This is a genomic window from Bradyrhizobium sp. SUTN9-2 (assembly GCF_003122645.1).
Taxonomy (GTDB): domain Bacteria; phylum Pseudomonadota; class Alphaproteobacteria; order Rhizobiales; family Xanthobacteraceae; genus Bradyrhizobium; species Bradyrhizobium yuanmingense.
This window is the reverse complement of record NZ_LAXE01000001.1, coordinates 7,201,196-7,212,398: the sequence shown is the minus strand read 5'-3', so window position 1 is coordinate 7,212,398 and position 11,203 is coordinate 7,201,196. Positions and strand designations below refer to the sequence as shown.

At 65.8% G+C, this 11,203-nt stretch carries 10 protein-coding genes; 6 read left to right on the top strand and 4 right to left on the bottom strand.

Going from position 1 to position 11,203, the window contains the following annotated elements; genetic code table 11:
* Nucleotides 1-172: 172 nt before the first annotated feature.
* Nucleotides 173-1,276 (bottom strand): glycosyltransferase family 4 protein, encoded by a 1,104-nt coding sequence (locus tag XF30_RS33430; RefSeq protein ID WP_109145044.1) that lies wholly within the window; start codon nt 1,274-1,276, stop codon nt 173-175.
* Nucleotides 1,277-1,457: 181 nt separating this feature from the next.
* Here XF30_RS33430 and XF30_RS33425 point away from each other — a divergent pair, with 181 nt between their 5' ends.
* Nucleotides 1,458-2,345 (top strand): aldose 1-epimerase family protein, encoded by an 888-nt coding sequence (locus XF30_RS33425; RefSeq protein ID WP_109145043.1) that lies wholly within the window; start codon nt 1,458-1,460, stop codon nt 2,343-2,345.
* 24 nt (nt 2,346-2,369) lie between these two features.
* Here the strand turns inward: XF30_RS33425 and XF30_RS33420 are convergent, their stop codons facing one another.
* Nucleotides 2,370-3,218, bottom strand: coding sequence for an MBL fold metallo-hydrolase (locus XF30_RS33420; protein WP_109145042.1), 849 nt, complete (start codon nt 3,216-3,218; stop codon nt 2,370-2,372).
* A 247-nt stretch (nt 3,219-3,465) separates the two neighbouring features.
* Here XF30_RS33420 and XF30_RS33415 point away from each other — a divergent pair, with 247 nt between their 5' ends.
* Entirely contained in the window at nt 3,466-4,269 is an 804-nt protein-coding gene (locus XF30_RS33415; protein WP_036024738.1) for a response regulator transcription factor, read from the top strand.
* 68 nt (nt 4,270-4,337) lie between these two features.
* Here XF30_RS33415 and XF30_RS33410 read toward each other — a convergent pair whose 3' ends face one another.
* Nucleotides 4,338-5,234 carry a transglycosylase SLT domain-containing protein gene (locus tag XF30_RS33410; protein ID WP_244609062.1) on the bottom strand — a complete coding sequence of 299 codons (897 nt, stop codon included), beginning with the start codon at nt 5,232-5,234 and terminating at the stop codon, nt 4,338-4,340.
* Complete coding sequence (locus XF30_RS33405) at nt 5,161-6,297, bottom strand: alpha/beta hydrolase family protein (RefSeq protein WP_192893326.1); 1,137 nt, start codon at nt 6,295-6,297, stop codon at nt 5,161-5,163. The genes XF30_RS33410 and XF30_RS33405 overlap by 74 nt, the downstream gene beginning before the upstream one ends.
* Before the next feature lie 163 nt (nt 6,298-6,460).
* Here XF30_RS33405 and pgm point away from each other — a divergent pair, with 163 nt between their 5' ends.
* The 4 genes from pgm to XF30_RS33385 all read left to right on the top strand — a co-directional run bounded on the left by pgm (nt 6,461) and on the right by XF30_RS33385 (nt 11,100).
* Entirely contained in the window at nt 6,461-8,107 is a 1,647-nt protein-coding gene (gene pgm, locus XF30_RS33400; protein WP_109145039.1) for a phosphoglucomutase (alpha-D-glucose-1,6-bisphosphate-dependent), read from the top strand.
* Between the two features lie 195 nt (nt 8,108-8,302).
* Entirely contained in the window at nt 8,303-9,352 is a 1,050-nt protein-coding gene (locus XF30_RS33395; protein WP_109145038.1) for an aromatic ring-hydroxylating dioxygenase subunit alpha, read from the top strand.
* A gap of 3 nt (nt 9,353-9,355) precedes the next feature.
* Complete coding sequence (locus tag XF30_RS33390; protein ID WP_036013918.1) at nt 9,356-10,108, top strand: GntR family transcriptional regulator; 753 nt, start codon at nt 9,356-9,358, stop codon at nt 10,106-10,108.
* Between the two features lie 11 nt (nt 10,109-10,119).
* Nucleotides 10,120-11,100, top strand: coding sequence for a PDR/VanB family oxidoreductase (locus XF30_RS33385; RefSeq protein ID WP_109145037.1), 981 nt, complete (start codon nt 10,120-10,122; stop codon nt 11,098-11,100).
* The last annotated feature ends 103 nt before the right edge of the window (nt 11,101-11,203 follow it).

The window sequence follows — 11,203 nt, the reverse complement described above, 5'->3', positions numbered from 1 at the left end:
TCGAATACGTAGCGATATTGGGGCAGCGATGTGGTGATGTTGCGCCAAGGCGCTCGTGCTTGCGATCATCGCAAGAACGAAGAAGAAATTTCATGGAACCAGGCAAAGAGCCGCGAGTTGCAAACCGTTTGTGCAAAAACCGTTGCGCGCGATAGGCGAACCGCGCCGCGTTTCACGCAGCGCTGGCGACGTTCGCCGGCACTGCGAGGTGATCGAGCAACGTCTTCGCCGATTTCTTCCACGAATAGAGTGCAAGGCGATCCTGTTGCCGCCGGCGTTCCTGGTCCGAGATCGCGCCGATTGCCAATCTTTCGAGCATGAGCTGCTTCAACGCCTCGGCATCCGTGGCGTCAAAATACGCAGCCGCGTCGCCGCACGTCTCCACGACGGCGTCGGCCCTCGAGGCGATGACCGGGCAGCCGAAGATCATGGCTTCGAGCGGCGGCACGCCGAACCCCTCGTAGAGCGAGGGAAACACGAAGGCCGATGCGTGCGCATAGAGCGCGGCAATCTCGCTGTCGGTCAGACGGCCGGCCAGCACCAGGCCGGAAGCCCCTTCGCCCGAATTATCCTGAAAGACCTTGCTGTTGTCGCCGCCGACGATGACCAGGGGAACGTCTGCCCGGTCGAGCAGCTGGATGGCGCGGATCGCGACGGACAGATTCTTGTTCTTGGTTTTCGAGCCCACGAAGAGGAAGAACTTCTGCGGCTGAACGCCAAGTCGGGCCAGGATGCCGGGATCGGGCTGCGTGGCTGCAAAGTGCTCGGCGCTGTTGGGGAAGACGGGAATGCGCGATGCCGAGAGATTCAGCACATCCGCAAGCTCCTTGCGGGAAAATCCCGACACCGTTGCGATGCTTGCGTGCCGGGCGAGCATCCGCCCCATCGTGCGATGGACGGTCAGATAGCGCCAGTTGAAGAAGTCGGGCCTGCGAAAGACCTGGGCGTCGTGAATCACCACAATGTGGTCGCGATGGAGGACGGGTCCGGAATTGGCCAGGCTGATCAAGCGGCTCCCGGCGGCAGCGCGGGCGAGATCGATTTGATCCCACGCGTGCCCATGCAGCCGGCCGACAGCGCGAATCTTGATCCGGTCGAGATCAAGTTCCTCGCTTGCATCCGCGGGCTTCAACAATTGCCAGTCTGCGTTGCGCAGCGAGGCCGGAATCTGCTCCGACGCGAGCAGCACGTCCATCGCCTTGACCATTTCAGCGGCATAACGCTGCACGCCCGTGAGCTTTTGCGACAGAAAGCGGCCGTTGATGAAGAATTTCAATTGGGGACCACGATGGTTCATGGAGTTCCGGCCGGGTTCGCGGGGAGCTCGCGGTGGAGGAGCCGCACGTGAGCAATCGTTAGGTACAGAAATATGACGCAGCCGGGCATGGCTCGGAGGCGCCGCCTGCATGGCCCGGCGTCGCCTTGCTGCGTGCCAGGCCGGGGTGTAGAGGTCGGCCATGACCGATGACACCCACTCCTTCCGCTGCGGCTCGCTCACCGCGACCGTCAAGGCGCACGGCGCCGAGCTCTGCTCGCTGAAGGGCGGCGGCACCGAATTCCTTTGGCAGGCGGGACCGGAATGGCCGCGTCACGCGCCGCTGCTGTTTCCGATCGTCGGGCGCCTTGCCAACGACGAATTGCGGCATCAGGGCAAGACGTATCGGATGACGCAGCACGGCTTCGCCCGCGACAGCCGCTTCGTGTGGGCAGAACGCGGCGAGAGCCGCTGCACCCTGGTGCTCGATGATAATGAGACGACGCGCGCGCTCTATCCGTTCCCGTTCCGGCTGACGGCAGCCTATGCGATTGATGAGTCCGGCCTCGATCTGACGCTCACGATCGCCAACACCGGCAAGGAGACGTTGCCGGCCTCGCTCGGCGGTCATCCCGCCTTCAATTGGCCGCTGCAGCCCGGCGCGGCGAAGGAGAGCCATGCGCTGACTTTCGCGAGCGCCGAACCGTCTCCGGTCCGCCGTCTCGAAGGTGGATTGCTGCGGCCGGCAGCGGAGCCGAGCCCGGTCAAAGGCACCTCGCTTCCCTTGTCGGACTCCCTGTTCGTCGACGACGCCATCATCTTCGACCGCATCGAGAGCACTTCGGTCCGCTATGCCGCGGCGGGCGGTGCATCGACCGGGCCATGGCTGAAAATGTCCTGGCGCGGATTTCGCGAGCTCGGCGTCTGGTCGAAACCGTCAGGCGCGCCGTTCCTCTGCATCGAGCCCTGGCGCGGCTACGCAAGTCCCGCCGACTTCCAAGGCGAGTTCACCGACAAGCCGGGACTGATGCACATCGCAGCCGGCGCGGAAGAGCAATTGTCGTTCCGCATCGAGGTCGGATCGTCCTGAGGCCGGCGAGCTGATCGATGATGATCAGACCTCGATGCGCGTGAGATCCTCGCCGAGCACGACCGGTCCTGCATAGTCCCGCCTGACGTCATCAAGCAATGCGTTCAGCATGGCATCGTCGGTGCGCGGACGGTGATGGGTCAGCGCGAGCTTCTTGACGCCGGCTCTGGCCGCGATCTTCCCGACCGTGTCGCCGCAGGCGATCGTGTATTTCGCAAGCCGGCGCAAATGCTCGTTGTTGATCTCCGGCGTGGCGAGGAAGCAGCACTGCACCAGCAGGTCGGCTCCCTCGGCCAGCCGCTCGAGCCCGGGGCAGGGGACGGTGTCGCCGGAAATAGCAATGACCTTGCCTTCCGCTTCGAAGCGATAGCCGAGACAGATCCAGCGCGCCAGAAAGGCCGGCGGCATGTCGAGGCCATCGCCATGCGAGACCAGTTCGGCACTGATCTTCCAGCGACCGGTGTCGAGCACGGGGCCTGGGATGATGTCCGTTGCGGCGACCGGCTTCCAGCCGCCGAAGCTCGGCTCGCCCTGGTCCCGCCAGATGATGTCCTTGTCGTAGACCTGCGTGATGAGCGTGTTGACGAGCCGCTCAGTGTCCGGCGGCCCATAGATGCGGAGATCGTCCTTGCGCCCGTGCATCCACGAATTCAACATCACATCGTAGAGATCACCGATGTGGTCGAAATGGTGATGGGTGAGGAAGACCGTGTTGATGGCGCCGAGCGGCACGCCGGCCTTGTGAAGCTGCACCATGACGCCACGGCCGGCGTCGAACAGGATGTTCTCCTCGCCAAGCCTGATCAGCGTGGTCGTCGCCATGCGGCGCGGGTCCGGGCGCGGGCCGCCGGTGCCGAGCAGTATGACCTCCATGCGCCACCTCCGAGTGCAGGCTTTTGGAGGCACAGTAGATGCGAAGCTCACAGGGGAGCAAGCCGCAGAGCGCCGCCCGAAGTACGATCTGCTTTTCCGAAAATCGGGAGACTGCCGGCGCAACGGTGCGCAAAATGAGAATTGTGGGCCAATTCATACTTAATGTGCCAAGAGCATGACCAATATTGTTTGCGCATCACAACGCGCCTAGTATCGCGGCAGGCAATTTCGGGGGCTCGAACAGGCTGTGAATGCCCGTTCACATGACGGCGCGTTGCGCGGCGACTTGAATCTGCAGGTCGGGACGCAGGCACATGGGACCGCCAGGACGGCGGTAGCTTCCGCTCGTCCGCCCGGCCGCGAGCGGCTGATCGTCGTCGAGGACGATCCGGTGACGCGGACCATGCTGGTCGACTATTTCAGCGACAACAATTTCGACGTGGTCGGCGCCGGCACCTGCACGGAGTGCCGTCAGGCGCTGCGCGCGCGCACCGATCTCGTCTTCCTCGACGTGCAACTGCCTGACGGGGACGGCTTCGAGCTCGCCAAGGAGATCCAGGCCACCAGCAACGCGGGCATCATCTTCGTGACGCGGCGCGACACCGACGTCGACCGCATCCTCGGCCTCGAGGTCGCCGGCGACCATTACGTCACCAAGCCGATCAACCTGCGCGATCTGCTCGCGCGTGCGCGCAGCGTGCTGCGGCGTCGCTCGATCGACCGCAAGGCGGCGCGCAACCACAATTCGATCGCGTTCGGCGACTGGATCATCGACCTGACCCGGCGCGAATTGCTCGGCAACGACGGCAAGCCGGTGGCGCTGACGCGCGCCGAATTCGACCTGCTGGCGGCGCTCGTCGGCGCCGACGGCAGGCCGCTCAGCCGCGACTATCTGATCGAGGTGGTCAGCAACCGCCAGGCCGAAGTCGACATCCGCACCGTCGATGCGCTGGTGGCGCGGCTGCGCCGCAAGCTCGTCGGCAGCGGCACGCCCGTGATCGCGACCGTCACCGGCGTCGGCTACAAGCTCGCGCTCAGCGAGCGGCTGTAGCGCAAGATCCGGAAAAGCGTGCAGCGGTTTTCCGGCAAGATCATGCTCAGACAATAGCAACATCGCCGTCAGCGCGATGCGACGCGCTTCCAACGTGCTTCGATGCGCGCCTTGATCCGGCTGACCCTGGCCTCATGGGCCGCCCAATAGGCGCGGCTGGCGGCCGCGGTGCCTTGACGATAGCGGGCATAGACCGCCTTCGGCTGCACCGGCATCTTCGGGCGGCTCGCCGGTTTCACGGGCGCCGCAGCCGCAACCGCAACGGCAGCTGCAACCGTGGACGCCGGATCCGGAGCAGCCGCAGCTTCGCGGTCTCCCGGCATCGCGCTCATCGCGACAAGCCGGTTGCGGGCCCGGTTGCAATAGACCTGCGACCGCGCGCTCATCTCCACTTCGCCATGACCCGCCCGGTATTTCATCAGCGCGCGGCAGAGGTCCCCGCCCGAAAGCCGCCAGGCTTGGCTGAGATAGAGCACCCCGTAATGGATGTTGACGTCGGGTTCGGCCAGCTCCGCGCTGCTGCCGCGGAAGCCCAGCATCGCCGCGGTCTCGGGGCGCACCTGCATCAGGCCGATTTCGCCCGCGCTGCCGATGACCGCCGGGTTGTAGCCGCTTTCGACGAAGACGACCGCCTCGGCGATATCGGCCGGCAGATTGGTGCTCTTGGTTTCCCTCTCGATGATCTTCCGGATCGTGGTCCGCGACGACGGCGTTTCCCCGGCGCCGAGCTCGCTGCTGCCGTCAGCCGCATGTGCGCCGATCGGAGCCGACACGAGCAGGACGACCGCGACGTGCCTCCACGTCGCGCCGAGAATGAAGCGTGCCCAATCCCGCAGCATGGGCTTGTCATAGAGCGCCGGAGTTAACAAACCGGCCTCAGGCGTGTGTGCGTCACGGTCGCGCGCGGGCGCTCTGGTCGGTGGATCTGGCCTGCGACGGCTCCTCCAGCTGGTCATCGACCGCATAGAGCGTGCAGCTGGGCGACCATTTCATGCAGGCTGCCAGCGAGTCGCGCCGGGCCTCCTCAGTCGTCGCCCGTCCGGCGCGCCAGCCGTAGCCGCCGTTCGGCGACACCGCAAAGGCCTTGTGCGGCAGCAGGCTGGCGAGATAGCGCGCGAACTCGGCCCGCGCGGCCTCGTTGAGCTGGCGTGGCGGCGGCAGCGGATCGGGCAGGCTCAGGAGGTCATGGCCGAGCCCGCGCTCGCGCAGGAAGGCGTCGAGATACGGTGTCCATTGCGGCCGGCCCGCGACCGAATAGAGATAATGCCCGTCTTCGCCGTAAGCCGGCGCCGCGACGAACCTCGCATTGCCGCCGCCCGCGCGAAATCCGTCATGGAGCCGGCGCGCGAGGTCGGGACCGAAATAGGAATCGTTGCTGGCATAGACCCACAGCATGGGCACGTGCGAGGTCTTGCCGAAGGTGGCGAAGGCCTGCACCAGCCCATCCGGATTGCAGACATCGTCGTCGTTGCGCGAGCCGCGGCCGCCGGCAAAATTGATTGCGGCGACGAGGCCCGCCGGCGCCTGTGCGCTCAGCGCCACCGTTGCAAGGCCGCCTGCGGAATGGCCGGCCGCGATCATGCCCGATGTCGTCACGTCGCCCCGGTGCGCCATCGCATCGATCGCGGCGCGCAGATCGGCAACCGCGACGGCGGCCGCCGGCAGGTACGCGGCCTTTGCGCAACCGCCGACGCTGTCGACGCGCCCGCCCGGCGAGGTGCCGTAGCCGCGCCGCATCACCACCAGCGCCGCAAAGCCGCGCCGGGCGTATTCCAGCGCGATGCCATAGTATTTGTGTGCCGACATGGTCGCGCGGTCCTCGAACTTGCGCGGCGAGCCATGGCTGAGCAGCGCCAGCGGATAGCGCTTGGTCCCGACTGGTCGGACCAGAAAGGCCTCCAGCCCCTGCGGTCCGGCCTCCGCCATCGGGATGCGCAGGTCCTCGGTGTAGAACTCCGCGGCGCGCGCCGGTGCACCGGCGAGGGTCAGGCCGGCGATCAGCACGAGCAGCTTGCGCGATGGGATCATCAGACGATTCGAAAGGGCGGTGCTGCCGAGCATAGCACGAACCTGCTCATGGGGACTGCAGCGCCTCCAAGGAACGCCTTCCCCGTCGCGCGTGTTGTGCCCTTGGCGGAGGCTTGGCCGATGCTATGGTGTCCCGCACTCACGACAGGACGAGGGTATTCCAGTGGCTGATGTTCATCCCGCGGCGGGCAAGCAGGCCTCGCCGGACGCGCTCACCAATATTCCGCAGCTGGTGACGGCCTATTTCGCCGGCAAGCCGGATGCGTCCGATCCGGCACAGCGCGTGGCGTTCGGCACGTCGGGCCATCGCGGCACCTCGTTCAAGAACACCTTCAACGAAGGCCACATCCTCGCGACCACGCAGGCGATTTGTGATTACCGCAAGGAGAAGGGCCTGACCGGCCCGCTCTTCATCGGCATCGATACCCATGCGCTGGCCGAGCCGGCGTTGGTCAGCGCCGTCGAGGTGTTCGCAGCCAACGGCGTCGAGGTCATGATCGACAAGGATGGCGGCTACACGCCGACGCCCGTCATCTCGCATGCGATCCTCACCTATAACAAGGGCCGCACCTCTGGTCTTGCTGACGGCGTCGTCATCACGCCGTCACACAATCCCCCCGAGGACGGCGGCTACAAATACAATCCGCCTCATGGCGGCCCGGCCGATACGGACGTGACCGCTGCCGTCGAGAAGTGCGCCAACGCCTATCTCGCCGGCGAGCTCGAGGACGTGAAGCGCATCGACTATGCCAAGGCGCGCAAGGCCGCGAATGTCCACGCCTATGACTTCGTCACGCCTTACGTCGCCGATCTCGGCAATGTCGTCGATCTCGACCTCGTCAAATCCGCCGGCGTCAAGATCGGCATCGATCCGCTCGGCGGCGCCGCCGTGCATTACTGGCATCCGATCATCGAGCGCTATGGCCTCAACGCCAATGTCGTGAACGAGGCGATCGATCCGACCTTCCGTTTCATGACGGTGGACTGGGACGGCAAGATCCGCATGGACTGCTCCTCGCCTTACGCGATGGCGAGCCTGATCGGCATGCGCGACCGCTTCGACGTCGCCTTTGCCAACGACACCGACGCCGACCGCCACGGCATCGTCACGCGCACCGGCGGGTTGATGAATCCGAACCATTACCTGGCGACCGCGATCTCCTACCTGTTCGCGCACCGTCCGGACTGGGGCAAGGATGCGGCGATCGGCAAGACCGTGGTGTCGAGCTCGATCATCGACCGCGTCGCCAAAAAGCTCGGCCGCAAGCTGGTGGAGACGCCGGTCGGCTTCAAATGGTTCGTCGACGGCCTCGTCACCGGCGGCTTCGGCTTCGGCGGCGAGGAGAGTGCAGGGGCCTCGTTCCTGCGCCGCGACGGCGCGGTGTGGACCACCGACAAGGACGGCGTCATCCTCGGCCTGCTCGCTGCCGAGATCATGGCCAAGACCGGCCGCGATCCCAGCCAGATCTTCAATGATCTCACCGCCGAATTCGGCATGCCGCATTACGCGCGCATCGACGTTGCCGCCACCGGGCCGCAGAAGAACATCCTGAAGTCCCTCACGCCAGAGCAGCTCGGCCTCAAGGACCTCGCTGGCGATCCGGTTCGTGCGACGCTGAGCAAGGCGCCCGGCAACGGCCAGCCCTTCGGCGGCATCAAGGTCGAAACCGATTTCGGCTGGTTCGCCGCGCGGCCGTCCGGCACCGAGGACGTCTACAAGATCTACGCCGAAAGCTTCCGCAGCCCCGAGCACCTGAAACGGATCCAGGAGGAAGCCCAGGCGGGCCTAGCCAAGGTGTTCGCGGCGTAAGTTGTTCCGAGAGGTCGCCGCTGTCTTACCCTCCCCAGGGGAGGGTAAGCGGAGCCGGAGCCGGACGCGGTCATTCCCCCGTTATGTATACAATCACGAGGATAAAGGTATTAAGGTAAAGCTTATTCCATCTTGAACAATTCCATCCCTCAGCTATTGTATACATAACGTATTCATAAGCCGTGGGAGTGAGACATGACAAAACCCTTCCCCATGAACGCCTGGTACGCCGCGGCGTGGGACGCCGACGTCAAGGCTGCGCTGCTGCCGCGGACCATCTGCGGCAAGCATGTCGTGATGTATCGCAAGGCCGACGGCGCGGTGACCGCGCTGGAGGACGCCTGCTGGCATCGCCTGGTGCCGCTGTCCAAGGGCCGGCTCGAAGGCGACACCGTCGTCTGCGGCTATCATGGCCTGAAATACAACGCGCAGGGCCGCTGCACCTTCATGCCCTCGCAGGAGACCATCAACCCCTCGGCCTGCGTGCGCGCCTATCCCGTGGTCGAGCGTCACCGCTACGTCTGGCTCTGGATGGGCGATCCCGCGCTCGCCGATCCCGCGCTCGTCCCTGACATGCACTGGAATCACGACCCGGCCTGGGCCGGCGACGGCAAGACCATCCACGTCAATTGCGACTACCGCCTCGTGCTCGACAATCTCATGGATCTCACCCACGAGACCTTCGTGCACGGCTCCTCCATCGGCAACGATGCCGTCGCCGAGGCGCCGTTCGACGTCACCCATGGCGAGAAGACGGTGACGGTGACGCGCTGGATGCGCGGCATCGAGCCGCCGCCGTTCTGGGCCAAGCAGCTCGGCAAGCCCGGCCTCGTCGACCGCTGGCAGATCATCCGCTTCGAGGCGCCGTGCACCATCGCGATCGACGTCGGCGTCGCGCCGACGGGCACCGGTGCGCCGGAAGGCGACCGCTCGCAGGGCGTCAACGGCTTCGTGCTCAACACCATCACGCCGGAGACCGAGAAGACCTGCCATTACTTCTGGTCCTTCGTCCGCAATTATCGCATCAGTGAGCAGCGCCTCACCACCGAGATCCGCGAGGGCGTCTCCGGCATCTTCCGCGAGGACGAGCTGATCCTCGAAGCGCAGCAGCGCGCGATGGACGAAAACCCCGACCGCATCTTCTACAACCTCAACATCGACGCCGGCGCGATGTGGTCGCGCAAGCTGATCGATCGGATGGTGGCGAAGGAAAACGCCCCAAAGCACCTTCAGGCCGCGGAGTAGAACATGGCCGAGCGTGAGGTCGACCGCTCCATCTCGCAGACCGTGAAGGCGCAGCTCGCGCTGCGCGACCAGATCCTGTCGGGCGCCTTGCGCCCCGGCGAGCGCATCTCCGAGCTTCAGGCGGTGGAGACCACAGGCGCCTCGCGCACGCCGGTGCGCATGGCGCTGGTGCGGCTGGAGGAGGAGGGGCTGTTGGAGGCGATCCCCTCCGGCGGCTTCATGGTGAAGGCGTTTTCGGAGCGCGACATCTCCGATTCCATCGAGCTGCGCGGCACGCTGGAAGGCCTGGCGGCGCGCTTTGCCGCCGAGCGCGGCGTCTCTGCGCGCGAGCTCGAGCCGCTGAAGGAGTGCCTTGCTGCGATCGACGAGCTGCTGCGGCAGGTCCCGATCTCGGTCGATGCTTTCTCGTCCTACGTCGCGCTGAATGCGCGCTTCCACGCCCAGCTCACGGAGCTGTCGCGCAGCCCCCCGCTGATCCGGCAGATCGACCGCGCCTCGGCGCTGCCGTTTGCCTCGCCGAGCGGCTTCGTGATGGCGCAATCGGCGTTGCCGGAGGCACAGCAGATCCTGATCATCGCCCAGGAGCACCATCGCGTCGTGATCGACGCCATCGAGAACCGCGAAGGCGCGCGCGCCGAGGCCGTCATGCGCGAGCATGCCCGGCTCGCGGTGCGAAACCTGAGGCTCGCGCTGCGCAACCGCACCCATCTCGACCTCTTGCCGGCGCTCGCGCTGATCAAGACCGCAACCGATTGAGGGCAGTCACCATGCGCTTCATCGAGACCTGGACCCCGGCAACGCTCGTCGCCACCCGCGATCTCACCCCGAACGTCCGCGAATTCCTGATCAAGCCGGATCAGTTCGAGGCCGCGGCCTATCCGGTCGGCAGCCACATCAATGTCAGCGTCACCATCGACGGCCTGCCGGAGACGCGGTCCTATTCGCTGGTCGGCGAGGCCTCGTCGCACGGCATCCGAATTGCTGTGCGCCGCGCTGAGGATTCCCGTGGCGGCTCCCGCTACATGTGGTCCTTGCAGCCGGGCGCGCGGCTCGACATCACCCAGCCCGCCTCGCTGCTTGCGGTGGACTGGGCGCGCGAGAACTACTGCCTGATTGCCGGCGGCATCGGCATCACCCCGATCTTCGGCGCCGCGCAGGCGCTGGCGCGGCGCGGGGCGGATCTCACGCTGCATTATGCCGTACGCTCGCGCCGCGAGGCCGCCTATCTCGACGATCTCGCCGCGATGCTTGGCGATCGCCTCGTCGTTCATGCCAGCGACGAAGGCAGCCGGCTCGATATGGACGCCCTGTTCGCCTCATTGCCGCAAGGCACGCTAGCGCTGTTCTGCGGCCCGATGCGCATGCTCGACGCCGCACGCCATGCCTGGATCGGCGCCGGCCATCCGCTCCCCGATCTCCGCTACGAGACGTTCGGCTCCAGCGGCACGCTGCCCACCGAAACGTTCAGGGTGCGCCTCAAGGACTCCGGTGTCGAGCTCGAGATCCCGCGCGAGCGCTCGATGCTCGACGTGCTCAATGCCAGCGGCTTTGAGGTGATATCCGATTGCAAGCGCGGCGAATGCGGCCTCTGCGCCATCGACGTGGTCGATGTCGACGGTGAGATCGACCATCGCGACGTCTTCTTCAGCGACCATCAGAAACAGAGCAACCAGAAGATCTGCGCCTGCGTCTCCCGCGCGCGGGGCACCATCACGGTGGACACGCTGCTGCGGGCGGATGCGGTTTGACACTGGGAAAGGTCGTCGTGCCCGGGTTTGTCCCGGGCATCCACGTTCTTCCGCGTGAGGTTAGGCGTGGATGGCCGGGACATAGGCGAGCGGAAGCGACGCC

Coding starts and splice junctions, on each gene's coding strand:
- XF30_RS33425 (WP_109145043.1), top strand. CDS start 1,458: ATGACCGATGACACCCACTCCTTCCGCTGCGGCTCGCTCACCGCGACC.
- XF30_RS33420 (WP_109145042.1), bottom strand. CDS start 3,218: ATGGAGGTCATACTGCTCGGCACCGGCGGCCCGCGCCCGGACCCGCGC.
- XF30_RS33410 (WP_244609062.1), bottom strand. CDS start 5,234: ATGCGGTCGATGACCAGCTGGAGGAGCCGTCGCAGGCCAGATCCACCG.
- XF30_RS33405 (WP_192893326.1), bottom strand. CDS start 6,297: ATGATCCCATCGCGCAAGCTGCTCGTGCTGATCGCCGGCCTGACCCTC.
- XF30_RS33395 (WP_109145038.1), top strand. CDS start 8,303: ATGACAAAACCCTTCCCCATGAACGCCTGGTACGCCGCGGCGTGGGAC.
- XF30_RS33390 (WP_036013918.1), top strand. CDS start 9,356: ATGGCCGAGCGTGAGGTCGACCGCTCCATCTCGCAGACCGTGAAGGCG.
- XF30_RS33385 (WP_109145037.1), top strand. CDS start 10,120: ATGCGCTTCATCGAGACCTGGACCCCGGCAACGCTCGTCGCCACCCGC.